Genomic DNA, 15385 nt, shown 5'->3' with positions numbered 1-15385 from the left:
CTTTTTGGCCACCCGTACGCCACGAGAGCGTTGCAAACCGGGAGCCTTTTTGCTCTAACGATCGCGCTGAAGCCCTCTTGTATCTCTATGGCTACGACAATCCCGACGAAACGCCGGAAATGAGCGTCAACTTCGTGCTGACGATCGGCACGGGCGATGAGAGCGACGCCGTCTTCAACCAGATGCATAGCTCTCTCGGCGCGTTCGTCGAGAACTCGACCATCGAGAATGACATTGAGGTTGAGGCCCGAGCTGGATACCCGCATGAGCCTGCCCAGACGCAACTGTCGTTTCGTCCCATCGCAGAGTCTCCATGGGGCGGAGCGACGCAGGCCGGCACATCGCCCCTCTGGTACAACGACCGCTTCTGACGCAAAGCGGACCTTCTACTCCGCTACTGCGTGCCAACGAGTCGGTTCAGCGAACTGGTGGTGGAATGAAGCGCCCCAATGCCAAGTGCGAAATAGCCCATTAGAGAACGGCCGGACTGCATCGTGAAGTCGGGCTCCGAATTCGCCGTCTCCAGTTGGGTTCGCGCGGCTGCGAGGGCGAATAAACTCGACCTTTCCGAGGGTTAGCCGACGACTCCTCGGAAGACGCAAAACACGAGTAATATCAATGAATTAGTGGCGGTCCGGGAGGGATACGATAGTTGTACAGTGTCGTGGCGACAGCGGCGCCAAGGACCTTCGACACGTGGGCCATTTTCAGTTCGCAGGCGAACATCGGTTGCATTCAGCGGACACTCCGCTAGTTGCCTCCGACCATGACGGACGTGCTCACTCTACGGGAGACATTGCTGGGGTCCCGCGCTAGCATCTGGCCACTGGTGGTGACCATCTGACCTGCCATAATGTGGCCTCGGTGATTGAGGTGAAGCATGGCGGCGCTGGATTTCTGGTTCTCGATCGGCAGCACATACAGCTACCTGAGTGTGATGCGCCTCGCTGACGTTTCCGCCCAAACCGGCATTCGCTTTAACTGGCGCCCTTTCAACGTTCGGGCAATCATGCGCGAAATGGATAACATCCCGTTCGCGAATAAGCCGGTGAAGGCCGCTTACATGTGGCGCGACGTTGCCCGGCGTGCCGCGAGGTACGGTTTGCGTCCCCAGTTGCCGGCGCCATATCCCATTTCTGAGCTGGAGCGGGCAAACCGCGTGGCCCTTGTGGGCATGAGTGAGGGGTGGGGCGAGGCCTATGTGCGGGCGGCCTACATCCGATGGTTTGAACACGGCGAACCGGCTGGCAGCGAGCCTAATCTCGGTGCCGCGTTGCGAGCCGCCGGCCAGGATCCCGACAGCGTTCTGCCTCGAGCGGATGGACCCGACGGAATTGCACAGCTTGATATTGCGACGGCGAAAGCACGCGCTTTGGGCATATTCGGGTCCCCAACCTTCGTGGCTGATCGCGAGTTGTTTTGGGGCGACGACCGACTTGAAGATGCGATCGACTGGCTCGGTGGCCGACTAGTGGTTCCATGATAGCTGTTGAGGCCGACGACTAGCTTCGGCCAAAGCAAAATGCTGGCCTCGCATGGGACGGGTGATTGGCAGAGTCTGCCCCACCCATGACCAGAGAACCGGAAAGGCATGATTGCGAAATCCCACCGTTGCCTTGGCTGCAACGCAACGGTGGTCGCTAGCCCTCGTTCCAAGTGGTGCCACTAGGTCGCACTGATGGGTGGTAGCCAACGTCGACCCACCGGCGTTCAGCGTTAGAGAGCAAGGCGGCATCGACCAGTATCTGAGCGCGCCACCCGTCATCGAAACTCGGAGCTGGTTCAGTACCGTTGCGGAGTGAAGAAGCAAAGCCTCTGACCCCAACGGGTTGGCTGCTGTATATGCCCAGGGCGTCGCTTGACGCGGCCCCATACAACTCTGCGGGAACGGTGACCTCAACCGTAGCTCCCCCGGACTTGAATATCCGCATCCGAAGGTTCTCTCCGGCCCCGAAAAGCACATGGTCGAGCTCCAATGAGGCCGTCTCGCCCTCGATCCGCAGGACGTGCTGGACGATCCGGTCCCCGTCGTGGCTGACATTGGTCACATCGACAACGCCTTGGCAGCCGCTCGCATAGCGGAAAACGACGTGTGCGAAATCGTTGTTGCTTCGCCCTGTATCATGCCCGGCGATATGGGTCCGCGACACAGCCGTGCCGAGGTCGCTACTCACCGAAACGATCTCGTCACCACATAACCATCGTGACAGGTCGAACATGTGTGAACCTAGGTCACCCAAGACTCCATTGGCGCGCATTGGGTCCAAACGCCACTGGTAGAGGCCGTCGTGGGCGAAGTTGGTGATGAACGCGATCTGAGTGCGATAGAGACGGCCCAGCGCTCCGTCAGCGATCAGCGACTTCACATACTGAAAGTGCGGCTGCCACCTCCAGGTGAACATCACCATGTGACGGACGCCCGCTCTGGTGGCCGCATCGAGCATTTCCCGTGCATCGGTCGCCGTGTTGGCGAGCGGCTTCTCGCAGAGGACGTGCAGGCCATGATCAACTGCGGCCAGTGTGACTTCCTTGTGGAGGTCGTCCGGCACCACTACGGCAACGGCGTCCAGATCGCCTCGAGCGAGCAGGTCGCGATAGTCGGTATGCCTGCCGGGAATTCCGAATCGCTCGGCCAGATCCGAAAGACGATCAACATTCCGGCCACATAGCGCAACGAGCTCGGCGTCGGGACAGTCACGGAGTGTGCTGAGATAGAGGAGCTCCGCCCAATTGCTTGTGCCGATGATACCGAGCCGGACCTTTTTTGCCATACAGCCCTCCTGATGACCGAGCTTGACTGAAACTAGGTTCTGTCAGTGCGCCTCTCGTGCCCACGGCTTGATGCTGGCCCGAGCGAACATCGGGCGATATCAACGTCACGCCGTCGCGAGCACCCAGACTCCCGCGCCCAGCAGTAGTGCCCCTGCGCCCCGCGACACCCAGCGAGCGGCCGGCGCCAGTTTTTCCACGAGAACCAAGGCGACAATGCCGGCGATCCACACCGGGTTCATGACGCCGCCCACAAACAAGAGAACCATCAGGGCCCAGCAGCATCCGACGCAGTAGAGGCCATGCAGCAGCCCCAATCGAAGCGACCCCGCGGCGTCGCGCCGGAAGCCGCCATGCTCCTGGATGAAGTTCAACGGTGCGCGGCATTGCCCAAGGCACGCATTTTTGAGGGGTGTGAACTGGTAGATCCCGGCAGCGACGAGTATGCCGCCTCCTAGAAGGCGGTTCGTCGACTGCATCATGGGACCGAGCAAGGCCAGTTGCTGAAGTCCCCATTGAGCCCCTGTCGCCACCAGGGCGAAGCCAGTCCAGGCGAGAAGGTAGCCAGCTGCAAACCAGGCGGTGGATGCGAAAGGCTTGCCCTGTGCTGCAGCGCTCCGCCCCACGCGGGCATACAATAGGATCATAGGTGCGGCGGACGGGGTCATCATTCCCACCATCATTGTCGTCCACATGGCGGCGAGGAAGAGCAGGTCCGTGACTGACCAAGGGCTGGAGGAGAGCCTCATGTCCATTGGCTGACTTGCCATGGAGTGCCCATCCATCCGCATATCCATGCCCGTGTCTGTTAACACCGGCGGCATAGAGATCGTCCCAAACCAGGCGACGTAGCCCCAAGCCAGAATTGCGACAAGCGTAAGCGCCACCGCCGTAACCAGCCGGTCGCGCCTAAGGACTGCCTCGAGCGCCGTGTCGCTCATGGGGTCAATGTATCACGCCCTGTCCAGTCATTCTCAGCTTACAGAAGTGTGCGTGGGAGTCGGCAAGTTCGAAGGCAATTGGACCGTGTGTGGATGCCCAGCCGCGACCAACTTCGGCGAGCGAATACTCGAACCCGTTTGGCAGGTCGATACGAGCCCTCGACGGCTCTCCAGTCACAGGGTTACGGATTGGCTCGCCTCGCGCCTCGATAAGATTGGGCACGGCCAGACGGGCATTTCTTCCGTCGATGTCGACGCTGAATTCTACCCGGGTGAAGATCGGATCGTTGACCTTGTCCAATGTCGTCGAAAAGACCTGGAAGATGGTCGCGCCAGGTTCGGTGTCTTCGCCACTCATGATCCGGAGGATCGCTTCCCGCTGCGGCTGGGTCGCATTCTCGTCGATCGCGAGCGTGGCCTCGCCGTGCCCCTCATGGATCGCCTTTGGCCAGGAGAATACGCCCGCCAGTCTGACACCATCCAATACCGTATCGCCGTGGAAGCCTTGGCCTATGGCAATTCCTACAACGGCGCGACAGTAGCCATGGGTCGGCAGCGCGTTGAACTGGCAAGGGCAGCCGTATGCGCAACTGCAGTGAGAAAAACTGTCTGCATCGATCATCCACTGCACATCAGCCATCGATCCCTCCTCGAATGCTGCTTCATGGTCAGTCGTAGTAAATCACATCGACGCCCGCGGAGCGGTCACCAGTTCCGCTGGCACCCTGCAAGCCTGCCGAAAAACCCGCAGCACAGGTCATAGCGCTTTTTGAAGACGATCCTGCTGCGATGACATAGTATATCCATTGCTCAGGTCATATCAACAATGGAGGATAAGTTGATCGCCGTCATCATGAAGTACCCAACTGTCGGAGACAGGTCGAAAGACTAGCTATTTCATCGGTTTGTTCGCGAGACGCCTGGAGTCTTGAGCGCCTATCAGTTGGAGAGCCCGGAGGGTGGAGCGACCGTCACGATTTGGGAGTCGCAGGAGGCGCGTGACGCCTACATGAAAACGTTGCTCAAGACCGACGTAGACGCCGCCCTACCCGGACTGACGCGCGAGGTGTACTCGGTGATCAACACCAAGTAGCGCTGCGTTCCTTTAGGACGGCTGGCTATCCGCTCGACACTCACCTCTGGAACGCCCTGAACGGCCCGTTTGCCGCGCACAGCCGGGCTGTTGGTCGTGCTCTCGGCCGATATCGGGCATCCGCGGTCATGGAGGAGATTCCACCGGTAAGTTGCTCGCGCTTTGCCTCGGCCGGTGGAACCGGTGATGGTTTGCGGAGCGATTGACGTGCCCCGCGTCAAGGATGGCAAAAAGCGACCTTAGCGGGCTCAACGGGCGTCACGCCAACTGACCGTCCTCGAACCAGAACGAAGACCCGCGTCGCGAGATGCTTCCTACCGAAGGCAGCGGGAAATGCGAAGTCATGACGATGCTGCCATTGTCGGCGCATGCCTCCAGAAATGCCCACCGCGTCTGTCGTGCCTGGTCGGGGTCCGCGTCGTGCAAGAAGTTCCAGTCCGGATAAATGCACTGCATCGGCCAATGCATGAGGTCGCCTGAGACCACGCCGCGGGCTCCCTGAGACCTGAGGCCGATGGCCACGTGTCCTAGGGTGTGGCCGGGCGTCGGTTCCAGCCTCACCTCGTCATCGAGCTCGAAGTCCATATCGACGACCACCGCCCGGCCGGCCTCGACGATCGGCAGCACGTTGTCTTCGTAGGTGCGTGAGCCGGTGCCGCCGGCAGTCGCCTCAGAAGCCTCCAACTCGCGTCGCGCAATAACATAACGGGCGTTCGGGAAGGTCGGTACCCAGCGCCCATCCACCAATCGTGTGTTCCATCCGCAATGATCGATATGAAGGTGGGTGCAGAGCACATAGTCGACCTGTTCGGGCGTAACCCCTGCTTTCGCGAGTCGCTGCAGGAAGGTGTTGTCCCGGCGACGATGCCAATCCGGGAGCCAGCCGCAGGTCTTGTCGTTCCCAACGCAACTGTCCACCAGGATGGTATGGCGAGAGCTGCGAACCAGAAAGGCCTGGATCGGAAGGACAAGCTTCCCAGTCACCGGTGATATTAATCGCGGCTTGAGCCAATGAAGGTGCGGCTCGAGTGCTTCGTCGGTACAATCGGGAAACCATTCAAAGGGCGTCCGAAGAGGGGAGCACATCTCCAGAACCCTGGTTACATGGACACTCCCAATCATCCAGTGATCCATGATGCGGTCGCTCTGCCCCGGTGCCATCAACGGTCGCCGAAGATATCACTCGCGATCAGTGAGAGACAGAGGTCCACATTTCCATTAGCCCCCTGTCCTGCGAGCTGACGCAGGATGCTGATACCTTACGGCAGCTCTTGGGCAATGACCGCTTCTGGCGCTTTGCAGACGCTCAAACAACGGACTGCCTACCATGAAGTCCGCGCGCGAACTGGTGGTGGAATGAAGCGCCCTTATGCCAAGTGCGAAATAGGGCATTAGAGAATGGCGCAACTGCATCGCGAATTCGTGCTCCGAATTGGCCGTCTCCAGTTGGGTACGCGCGACCGCCAAGGCGAATAGACGCGACCTTTCCGCAGGTTAGCCAAGGCACCCTCGCAAAAACAATAACATTAGCAATATCAAGGACTTAGTGGCGGAGAGGGAGGGATTCGAACCCCCGGTGGAGTTGCCCCCACGCCGCATTTCGAGTGCGGTGCATTCGACCACTCTGCCACCTCTCCGCGAGGTCGAACACGCGTTGCCGCGGCTGGTCGAGACGGGCGGGCTTATGGCATAGCAATCTTGCCCCTGCAACACTCTTCGGCGCGCGCCCGACATGCACCTGCCTCTGTTCGTTTACGGCACCCTGCGTGACCCCGACCTCTTGGCCGCCGTGCTTGGCCGGCCGCTTCGGGCGGACGGCCTCCACGTCGCCCGCGCACCGGGGTTCCGCGCCGTGCACTATCCGGGCCGGATCTACCCCGCCTTGATCCGCGTTCCCGGCGCCGCCGCCGAGGGCCTGCTGCTGACCGACCTCACGCCATTCGAGCGCGACCTGTTCGATGCCTTCGAGGGCGATGAGTACCGGCGCGAGACCATCGCCGCCGTTCTGGCCGACGAGCCGGAGCTGCACGAGGCCGATGCCTACATCCCGGCCATTGCCGTGCCAAACAGCGGCGAGGACTGGTTGCTGGCCGACTGGCAGCGCCTGCATAAGCGGCGCGTGCTGGGGGCAGAGGCGGCCACGGCCGATGAAATCCGGCTCAAGCTGATCGCCGTCCGCCCGAACTGATTGCCGGCCCGCCGAAATCCCCCTTAGGCGCAAGAGTCTCACCTTGACTCTCCGGCCGTTTGCCACGATAAGGCCGCTCGAATTGCGTGTGGGGTTTCCTGCGCGCATTTTTTGGTTTGTTCAACCGCTGTCCGAGGCCGCCGCCGACACCTCTTCGTCGGTCGACTTCTGAAGCCGCAGGATCAGGCATCGCCTGCGGCGCCACAGGGCGCGATAACATGGAGGCCGGGACTTCCGGCACGCACATGACGTTTGCAGTGATCAAGACCGGCGGCAAGCAATACAAGGTTGCCGCCAATGACGTGGTGAAGATCGAAAAGATCGCGGGCGAGCCCGGCGATGTCGTGACGTTCGACCAGGTTCTGCTGGTTGGCGAAGGCGACAATGTCACCGTTGGCGCGCCGCTGGTTGCCGGTGCCCTGGTCGCAGGCCAGTTCATCGCCACCGAGAAAGAGCGCACCGTCATCATCCTGAAGAAGGAGCGCCGCCAGCACTACGATCGCCGCAACGGCCATCGTCAGCGCCTGTCGACCGTGCGTATCACCGAGATCCTGACTGGCGGCGCCAAGCCGACCACCAAGGTCGACGAGATCGCCAAGGCCCGCCACGAGAAGCGCATCGCCGCGCTCGCCGCGACCAGCACCGCTTCGGTGACCGAGGCTCCGAAGGCCGCCGCCAAGCCGGCTGCCAAGATGCCCGCCGCGAAGAAGGCAGCTCCGGCTGCTGACGCACCGGCCGCCGAGGCCAAGGCTCCGGCCAAGAAGGCAGCGCCCAAGAAGACTGAGACCAAGGCCGCTGCCGACACCGCCGAGAAGCCCGCGACTGCAAAGAAGCCGGCGGCCAAGAAGGCCGCTCCCAAGGCCGACAAGGAATAAGGAGAGTACCCGATGGCACATAAGAAGGCAGGCGGTTCCTCCCGCAACGGTCGTGACACAGCTGGTCGACGCCTCGGCGTCAAGAAGTTCGGCGGCGAAGCTGTGGTCGGCGGCAACATCATCATCCGCCAACGCGGCACCAAGTGGCATCCCGGCACCGGCGTCGGTATGGGCATCGACCATACCATCTACGCCCTCATCCCGGGCACCGTGGCATTCAAAACCCGCGCCAACGCCAAAGTGTTCGTGTCGGTACTCCCGGCAGCAGAAGCAGCAGAATAACCCGGTGAGGCGTAGAAACCCCTGCCGGAGACCAGCTCCCCGGCAAGGCGACTAGGCAGTCCGCCGCGCGACAAGACCCAAGGGGAGCCGGAATCCGGTTCCCCTTTTGTCTTTTCGTCGTGAGGGCGGCTGAAATGAGACTGTACCTGAGCTCCTACCGGATCGGCGACCGCGCCGGTTCGCTCCTGGCGTTGCTGGGAGGCGGCAGGCGCGCCGCCGTCATCGAGAACGCGCTCGACAATTTCTCGGCCTCGGCCCGCGAGATCTATCGCCGCGAAGCCTATGATCCCGTGGACGAGCTGGCCCCGCTCGGCATCGCCGGCACCCCGCTCGACCTCCGAGACTATTTCGGCGATCCCGAAGGTTTGCGCGCAAAGCTCTCCGGCTTCGACCTCGTCTGGGTCACGGGCGGCAATGCCTTCGTCTTGCGGCGCGCCATGAAGCAGTCGGGATTCGATGACGTGATCACCGAGATGCTCGACAACGACGAGATCGTCTATGGCGGTTTCTCGGCCGGCGCGGTGGTCGCTACGCCGAGCCTCGAGGGCATCCATCTGATGGATGACCCCGACGAGGTGCCGCATGGCTATGACCGCGAGGTCGTATGGGACGGTCTCGGGCTCATAGATCATGCCATCGTTCCGCACTATCGCTCGCCGCATCCGGAGAGCGCGGCCGCCGATCGCGCCGTGCGCCATCTCTGCGGGCGGGGCCTGCGCTATCGCGCCCTGCGCGACGGCGAGGCGATCGTCTGGATCGAAGACCGGCAGACCACGTTCGATGCGCGGAGGATCGCGTGATGAAAAAGCCCGAGGACGACGACATCCTGCCGCGGCGGCGGACGAGCCTGATGGGGCCGGCCGCCCAGGCCAAGGCGCTGGCCGAAGCAACGGCGAAGCTGACGGCCCGGCGCCAGCGCGATGCCCTGCCCCACCGCATCGAAACACCGCGGTTGGTGCTGCGGGCCCCGATCCGCGGCGACGTGCCCGACCTCGTCAAGCTGGCCGACAACCGCGCCATCTACGAAGTACTGGCCCGCCTGCCCCATCCGTATACCCGGGCCGACGGCATCGCCTTCGTCGAGATCTTCGCCCAGCGTCCGGACGAGCGGCCCTATGCGATCACCCTCGGCGATCGCTTCATCGGCGTCGTCGGCTTCACCTATCCCGAGGGGGGCGAACCGCCCGAACTCGGCTACTGGCTGGGCGAGCCCCATTGGGGCCAGGGCATCATGAGCGAGGCCGTAAAGGGCTTGCTCCACGCCGCCTTCGCCACCCATCTCTATCCGCGCATAAAATCGCGGGCCTTGTCGAGCAATGCCGGATCGCTCAACGTCCTGAGGAAGGCCGGCTTCGTGGTCGTGCAAGAGGGGACCGAGACGATCGGCACCGGCGCCGGCAAACCGACCACCTATCTCACTCTGGAGCAGCCGAAATGGATGTGACGCTTCGCACCCCGCGCCTCACCCTGCGCCAGCCGGTGATGGAGGATGCCGGCCGTATCGCCCGCTTTCTCGACAATTTTGCCGTCGCCGGGAACCTGTCGCGCGTGCCCTATCCCTATCGGCTCGCCGACGCCAAGGCATGGCTGAGGAGCTGGCGTCCGGATCGTCCGGCCAGCGAAACCGGCTTCGTCATCGACCTCGATGGCGAAGGCGTGATCGGCAATGTCGGCTTTCATCGCGATGTCGAAGGCACGGTGATCGGCTACTGGCTGGCGCAGCCGTTCTGGAACCGCGGGCTGATGAGCGAAGCGGTACGCGGTTCGCTCGACTGGTATTTCGAGACCACCGCGGCGATGACGCTGGCCTCCGGCGTCTTCCATTTCAACAAGGCTTCGCTGGCCATCCAGAAGAAGATGGGCTTTACCGAGATCGGCACCTCCACGCGGCTTTGCCTTGCGCGCGGTGAGGAGGTGCGCCATATCGACACCGAACTGACCCGCGGCGCCTGGATGGCCCATCGGCAGCACGCGGAAGAAGGCAGCAAATGAAATTTCTCGACCAGGCAAAAGTATTCGTGCGTTCCGGCAATGGTGGTGCCGGCGCGGTTTCTTTCCTGCGCGAGAAATTCGTCGAGTTCGGCGGCCCCAATGGCGGCAATGGCGGGCGCGGCGGCGATGTCATCATCCGCTGCGTCGATGGCCTCAACACGCTGATCGACTACCGCTTCCAGCAGCACTTCAAGGCTGAGACCGGCACCCATGGCATGGGCAAGGATCGCCACGGCGCCAAGGGCGGCGACGTGATCCTGAAAGTCCCGGTCGGCACCCAGGTGTTCGAGGAAGACGGCGAGACGCTGATCGGCGATTTCACCGAAGTCGGCCAGGAAATGGTGCTGCTCGAGGGCGGCAATGGTGGCTTCGGCAATGCCCACTTCAAGACCAGTGCCAACCAGGCGCCGCGACGCGCCAATCCGGGCCTCGTCGGCACCGAGAAGTGGATCTGGCTGCGGCTGAAGCTGATCGCCGATGCCGGTCTCGTCGGCCTGCCCAATGCCGGCAAGTCGACCTTCCTCGCGGCCGTTTCGGCGGCGAAGCCCAAGATCGCCGACTACCCCTTCACCACGCTCCACCCCAATCTCGGCGTCGTCTCGATCGGCGAGCGCGATTTCGTCCTGGCCGATATTCCGGGCCTGATCGAAGGCGCGCATGAGGGCCAGGGGCTGGGCGATCGCTTCCTTGGCCATGTCGAGCGCTGCGCCATCCTCGTCCATCTCATCGATGGGACGCAGGAGGACGTAAAGACTGCCTACAAGACCATCCGCGGCGAGCTCGAGGCCTATGACGAGGAGCTGGCGGAAAAGCCCGAGATCGTCGTCCTCAACAAGATCGACTCCATCGAGCCGGAGGAGGTGAAGGAGAAGGTCAAGGTGCTGAAGCGCGCCAGCAAGGCTGAAGTCTTCACCTGTTCCGGCGTCACCGGCGAGGGCGTCGACAAGGTGCTCTACCGCATCATCGCGCAGATCGATGCCGACAAGGCCGAGCGCGAGGAACTGGAGCGCCGCAAGCAAGAGCCGACCTGGGTGCCCTGATGAGCAACGCGCTGGCGCCCTATCGGCGCCTGACCATCAAGATTGGCTCGGCCCTGCTTGTCGACGGCAAGACCGGCAAGCTGCGGACCGAGTGGCTTGCCGCCCTCGCCGAGGACCTGGCTGCACTCAAGGCCCAGGGCGTCTCGCTGGTCATCGTCTCGTCCGGCGCCATTGCGCTCGGGCGCCGTCTGCTTGGCCTCGACGCCAAGGTGCTGCCGCTCGACCAGAGCCAGGCGGCTGCCAGCGCCGGCCAGATCGCCCTTTCGCAAGCCTGGGCCGAAGCGCTCGGCCGCCATGGCATCGTCACCGGCCAGATCCTGCTGACGCCCAACATCACCGAGGAGCGGCGCTACTTCCTCAACGCCCGCACGACCATCTCGACCCTGCTCGGGCTCGGTGCCATCCCGATCATCAACGAGAACGACTCCGTCGCCACCGCCGAAATCCGCTACGGCGACAACGATCGCCTCTCGGCCCGCGTGGCGACGATGATCGAGGCCGACTGCCTGATCCTCCTCTCCGACGTCGACGGCCTCTACACCGCCCCGCCGGCAAAAGACCCGACGGCTGCGCACCTGCCATTCGTAGCTGCCATCACGCCCGAGATCGATGCCATGGCCGGCGGGGCTGCGAGCCACCTGAGCCGCGGCGGCATGACCACCAAGGTCGAGGCCGGCAAGATCGCGACCCAGGCCGGCACCGCCATGATCATCGCCAAGGGCACCGAGGCGCATCCGCTGCGCGGCCTGACCGAGGGCGTGCGTCACACTCTCTTTGCTCCCGTCGAAACCCGGGCCCAGGCGCGCAAGCGTTGGATCATGGGCCATCTCGAATTGGTCGGCGCCATCCATGTCGATGCCGGCGCCGCGCGCGCGCTACTCGACGGCAAGTCGCTGCTGCCCATCGGCATCACCCGCGTCACCGGCGACTTCGACCGTGGCGACGCCATTGCCATCTTCGATCCGGACGGCCGCGAGATCGCCCGTGGTCTCGCCGGGCTCGGTCGCGAAGCGGCCGACATCGTCAAGGGCAAGAACTCGAAGGCGGTGTCCGACCTGCTCGGTATCGGCACGCGCTCGGAAATGGTCCATCGTGATAACATGGTGGTCCTGATGGGGCTGGAGGCCAAGGTCTGATGGCAATCATTCAAGCCGTATTCGGCACTGAAGAGCAGAGCCTCGAAGCGACAATGCTGGAGATCGGCCGTCGCGCCCGCGCCGCCGCCGCAGTGCTTGCTTTCGCCACGCCCGAGGCCAAGACCCGGGCACTGGAAGCCGCTGCCGACGCCCTCAACGATCGCCGCGACGATATCCTTTCGGCCAATGCGCTCGACATGCGCGCCGCCGAGGGAAAGGGCATCTCCAAGGCCTTCCTCGACCGCCTGCAGCTCACCGACAAGCGCGTCGATGCGATGATCGAGGGCCTCCGCACCATTGCCGCCCTGCCCGATCCGGTGGGCCGCGTGATGGCCGAGTGGACGCGGCCGAACGGCATGACCATCCGCCGCGTAGCGACCCCGCTCGGCGTCATCGGCGTCATATTCGAGAGCCGCCCCAACGTCACCGCCGATGCGGGCGCGCTGACGCTGAAGGCCGGCAATGCCGTGGTCCTCCGCGGCGGTTCGGACAGCGTGAACTCGTCGCGCGCCATCCATGCCTGCCTCGTCGAAGGGCTGGTCGCCGCGGGCCTGCCGGCTGCCGCGATCCAGATCGTCCCCACCACCGACCGCGCCGCTGTCGGCCAGATGCTCTCCGGCCTCGGCGGTAGCATCGACGTCATCGTGCCGCGCGGCGGGAAGACGCTGGTCGCGCGCGTGCAGGACGAGGCGCGCGTGCCGGTCTTCGCCCACCTCGAAGGCATCTGCCACACCTATATCGACAAGTCGGCTCAGCTCGATATGGCGGTATCGGTCACGCTCAACGCCAAGATGCGCCGCACCGGCGTCTGCGGCGCGACCGAGACGCTGCTCGTCCACGACGACGTGGTCGGCACGCACCTCAAGCCGGTGATCGACGCACTGATCGCCAGGGGCTGCGAGATCCGCGGCGACGCGACCGTGATGGCGCTGATCCCCGAGGCCATTCCGGCGACGGAGCAGGACTGGCACACCGAATACGAGGACGCGATCATCTCGGTGAAGATCGTTGCCGATGTCGGCGAGGCCATCGCGCACGTCAACAAATACTCCTCGCACCATACCGAGGCGATCATCACCGAGGATCCCGCCTCGGTCGCCCGCTGGTTCAACGAGATCGACAGCGCCATCCTGCTCCACAACGCCTCGACCCAGTTCGCCGATGGCGGCGAGTTCGGCTTCGGCGGCGAGATCGGCATCGCGACGGGCAAGTTCCACGCACGCGGTCCGGTGGGCGTCGAGCAGCTGACGAGCTTCAAGTATCTGGTCGAAGGCACGGGGCAGACGCGGCCTTGAACCCAGAGAGCTTGGCCGGTCCCCTCGCCCCCGACATCACCGCCCTGCCCCCCTCCGGCTCGAACCTCCGCGTCGGCCTCTTCGGTGGCAGCTTCAATCCCATCCACGACGGCCACCGTCTCGTCGCCGAGCAGTGCCTGAGGCGGTTGAACCTCGATGCCGTCTGGCTGCTCGTCTCGCCCGGCAATCCGCTCAAGGACCATTCCGAGCTCGCCCCGCTCGAGGCCCGGGTCCGCGCCGCCCGCGAGCTCACCGCCAATCCGCGCATCCACATCACCGGTGTCGAGGCGGCCCACAGCTTCCGCTACACCATCGATACGCTCGAATGGCTGGTCGGGGCCTGCCCGGACACCCGCTTCGTCTGGATCATGGGCGCCGACAATCTGAGCCAGTTCGACCGGTGGGAACGCTGGCAGGATATCGCCGCGCTGATGCCGATCGCCGTCTACGCCCGGCCCGGCTCCACCTTCCGCGCCACGGTGAGCAAGGCAGCCATCGCGCTCAAGAAGCACCGCCTCCCCGAGGCCGAAGCCGAGTCGCTCGCCACGCGCGAACCGCCCGCCTGGGTGTATCTTCACGGCATCACTTCGCCGCAGTCTTCATCGGCCATCCGGGCCCGCGGCAAGGCTGAAGCAAATTGACTGGACCGCTCGCCTTGCGAAATAGCAGACGAAGCGTCATATTGAGGGAGTAGTGGTTATTCGCCACTGAGGATGGGATTGCACCGATAGCTACGCATCTGCGAGCCTTTCGACCCCGGAACCAAGGACAGCTGAAACACGCATGACCCGTGCTTGTCTTGCATGGGCTGAGGCCAATTGATGGCATCGCCCAAGAAGAAGACCGAAACCGCCCCGGCGCCCGAAGTCGCCGTTGAACCCCACATGATCGATCTGGTGCTGAAGAGCCTTGACGATGCCAAGGCCGAGCAGACCGTTGCCATCGACATCACCGGCAAGTCGTCGCTGACCGACCACATGGTCGTCACGTCCGGCCGGTCGAACCGTCACGTCAGTGCGGTTGCTGACCAGCTGGTGACGGCGCTGCGCGATGCCGGCTTCGGCAAGCCGCGGATCGAAGGACTGCCGCACGCCGACTGGGTGCTGGTCGATGCCGGTGACGTCATCGTCCACATCTTCCGGCCCGAAGTGCGCGAGTTCTACAACATCGAGAAGATGTGGGCGGTCGATTTCGCCGCCGACGGCCGCTAAGTAGTCCAGCGGCGGCCGTTCCACCTTGCGCATCGCCATCGCCGCCATCGGCCGCATGAAGCAGGGCCCCGAGCGCGAACTGGTGTCGCGCTATCTCGACCGCGCCAAGGCGGCGGGCAAACCGCTGGCGCTGACCGGCTTCGACATCCTCGAATTCCCCGAATCCCGGGCGACCACTGTCGACGGCCGCAAGGCCGACGAGGCGGCGACGCTGCGCTCCGCCCTGCCGGAGGGCATCCGCATCGCGCTCGACGAACACGGCAAGACCATGCCGTCCGCCGCTTTCGCGCAACAGCTCGGTCGGTGGCGCGATGACGGCCGTCCGGCAGTAAGCTTCATCATCGGCGGCGCCGACGGGCTCGATCCGGCCTTCGTCCGCGAGGCCGATCTGACGCTCAGCTTCTCCCCCCTCACCTGGCCGCATCAGCTCGTCCGCATCATGCTGGCCGAACAGCTCTATCGCACCACGACGATCCTCTCGGGGCATCCGTATCACCGGGAGTGATCGGACTGCCTGTGGCATCGCAACGTTGCCCTCCTCCACCGGCTGTCATCCTTGCGAA

General features: G+C 63.7%; 19 protein-coding genes and 1 tRNA gene. 15 read left to right on the top strand and 5 right to left on the bottom strand.

All coding sequences use genetic code 11. The features are described 5' to 3' along the window. Positions 1–77 precede the first annotated feature (77 nt). Positions 78–371: a hypothetical protein gene (locus tag ACOYW5_RS16820; RefSeq protein ID WP_423066043.1), complete on the top strand. Its 294-nt coding sequence runs from the start codon at positions 78–80 to the stop codon at positions 369–371. Positions 372–880: 509 nt separating this feature from the next. Further along, on the top strand, positions 881–1483 hold the full coding sequence (locus ACOYW5_RS16815) for a 2-hydroxychromene-2-carboxylate isomerase (RefSeq protein WP_423066042.1): 603 nt from the start codon (positions 881–883) through the stop codon (positions 1481–1483). 157 nt (positions 1484–1640) lie between these two features. Here ACOYW5_RS16815 and ACOYW5_RS16810 read toward each other — a convergent pair whose 3' ends face one another. The 3 genes from ACOYW5_RS16810 to ACOYW5_RS16800 form a co-directional block, all read right to left on the bottom strand. Further along, the gene (locus ACOYW5_RS16810; protein WP_423066041.1) at positions 1641–2771 is read right to left on the bottom strand and encodes a Gfo/Idh/MocA family protein; all 1131 of its coding nucleotides are present in this window, start codon (positions 2769–2771) and stop codon (positions 1641–1643) included. Positions 2772–2876: 105 nt separating this feature from the next. After that, on the bottom strand, positions 2877–3710 hold the full coding sequence (locus ACOYW5_RS16805; RefSeq protein WP_423066040.1) for a DUF2182 domain-containing protein: 834 nt from the start codon (positions 3708–3710) through the stop codon (positions 2877–2879). Positions 3711–3714: 4 nt separating this feature from the next. Then, positions 3715–4350, bottom strand: a complete 636-nt coding sequence (locus ACOYW5_RS16800; RefSeq protein WP_423066039.1) for a DUF1326 domain-containing protein — start codon at positions 4348–4350, stop codon at positions 3715–3717. A 288-nt stretch (positions 4351–4638) separates the two neighbouring features. Here ACOYW5_RS16800 and ACOYW5_RS16795 point away from each other — a divergent pair, with 288 nt between their 5' ends. After that, the gene (locus ACOYW5_RS16795) at positions 4639–4803 is read left to right on the top strand and encodes a hypothetical protein (RefSeq protein ID WP_423066038.1); all 165 of its coding nucleotides are present in this window, start codon (positions 4639–4641) and stop codon (positions 4801–4803) included. A gap of 258 nt (positions 4804–5061) precedes the next feature. Here the strand turns inward: ACOYW5_RS16795 and ACOYW5_RS16790 are convergent, their stop codons facing one another. Beyond that, complete coding sequence (locus tag ACOYW5_RS16790) at positions 5062–5787, bottom strand: MBL fold metallo-hydrolase (RefSeq protein WP_423066037.1); 726 nt, start codon at positions 5785–5787, stop codon at positions 5062–5064. A 563-nt stretch (positions 5788–6350) separates the two neighbouring features. Next, positions 6351–6440: transfer RNA gene (locus ACOYW5_RS16785), tRNA-Ser, on the bottom strand. A gap of 95 nt (positions 6441–6535) precedes the next feature. On the opposite strand from ACOYW5_RS16785, the gene ACOYW5_RS16780 reads away from it, so the two are divergent. The 12 genes from ACOYW5_RS16780 to rlmH all read left to right on the top strand — a co-directional run bounded on the left by ACOYW5_RS16780 (position 6536) and on the right by rlmH (position 15327). Further along, positions 6536–6991: a gamma-glutamylcyclotransferase family protein gene (locus tag ACOYW5_RS16780; RefSeq protein ID WP_423066036.1), complete on the top strand. Its 456-nt coding sequence runs from the start codon at positions 6536–6538 to the stop codon at positions 6989–6991. A gap of 245 nt (positions 6992–7236) precedes the next feature. Beyond that, entirely contained in the window at positions 7237–7866 is a 630-nt protein-coding gene (gene rplU, locus ACOYW5_RS16775; RefSeq protein WP_423066035.1) for a 50S ribosomal protein L21, read from the top strand. Positions 7867–7878: 12 nt separating this feature from the next. Then, entirely contained in the window at positions 7879–8148 is a 270-nt protein-coding gene (gene rpmA / locus ACOYW5_RS16770; protein WP_423066034.1) for a 50S ribosomal protein L27, read from the top strand. Between the two features lie 134 nt (positions 8149–8282). Continuing rightward, positions 8283–8948 carry a Type 1 glutamine amidotransferase-like domain-containing protein gene (locus ACOYW5_RS16765; RefSeq protein WP_423066033.1) on the top strand — a complete coding sequence of 222 codons (666 nt, stop codon included), beginning with the start codon at positions 8283–8285 and terminating at the stop codon, positions 8946–8948. Continuing rightward, positions 8948–9592: a GNAT family N-acetyltransferase gene (locus ACOYW5_RS16760; RefSeq protein ID WP_423066032.1), complete on the top strand. Its 645-nt coding sequence runs from the start codon at positions 8948–8950 to the stop codon at positions 9590–9592. The genes ACOYW5_RS16765 and ACOYW5_RS16760 overlap by 1 nt, the downstream gene beginning before the upstream one ends. Further along, positions 9583–10140: a GNAT family N-acetyltransferase gene (locus ACOYW5_RS16755; protein WP_423066031.1), complete on the top strand. Its 558-nt coding sequence runs from the start codon at positions 9583–9585 to the stop codon at positions 10138–10140. The genes ACOYW5_RS16760 and ACOYW5_RS16755 overlap by 10 nt, the downstream gene beginning before the upstream one ends. Next, a complete protein-coding gene (obgE, locus tag ACOYW5_RS16750; RefSeq protein WP_423066030.1) occupies positions 10137–11180 on the top strand; it encodes a GTPase ObgE in 1044 nt (347 codons plus the stop codon). The genes ACOYW5_RS16755 and obgE overlap by 4 nt, the downstream gene beginning before the upstream one ends. Beyond that, positions 11180–12316 (top strand): glutamate 5-kinase, encoded by a 1137-nt coding sequence (gene proB / locus ACOYW5_RS16745; protein WP_423066029.1) that lies wholly within the window; start codon positions 11180–11182, stop codon positions 12314–12316. Before obgE ends, proB begins: the two co-directional genes overlap by 1 nt. After that, positions 12316–13611, top strand: a complete 1296-nt coding sequence (locus tag ACOYW5_RS16740; RefSeq protein WP_423066028.1) for a glutamate-5-semialdehyde dehydrogenase — start codon at positions 12316–12318, stop codon at positions 13609–13611. The genes proB and ACOYW5_RS16740 overlap by 1 nt, the downstream gene beginning before the upstream one ends. An 11-nt stretch (positions 13612–13622) precedes the next feature. Next, a complete protein-coding gene (locus ACOYW5_RS16735) occupies positions 13623–14252 on the top strand; it encodes a nicotinate-nucleotide adenylyltransferase (RefSeq protein ID WP_423066027.1) in 630 nt (209 codons plus the stop codon). A gap of 243 nt (positions 14253–14495) precedes the next feature. After that, positions 14496–14822 (top strand): ribosome silencing factor, encoded by a 327-nt coding sequence (gene rsfS, locus ACOYW5_RS16730; protein ID WP_423069483.1) that lies wholly within the window; start codon positions 14496–14498, stop codon positions 14820–14822. Between the two features lie 25 nt (positions 14823–14847). Next, positions 14848–15327 carry a 23S rRNA (pseudouridine(1915)-N(3))-methyltransferase RlmH gene (rlmH, locus tag ACOYW5_RS16725; protein ID WP_423066026.1) on the top strand — a complete coding sequence of 160 codons (480 nt, stop codon included), beginning with the start codon at positions 14848–14850 and terminating at the stop codon, positions 15325–15327. Positions 15328–15385: the final 58 nt, after the last annotated feature.

It is taken from the genome of Devosia sp. CN2-171 (assembly GCF_049354815.1).
GTDB lineage: Bacteria > Pseudomonadota > Alphaproteobacteria > Rhizobiales > Devosiaceae > Devosia_A.
The sequence above is the reverse complement of the archived record's forward strand: the minus strand, read 5'-3'. Positions and strand labels throughout refer to the sequence as shown.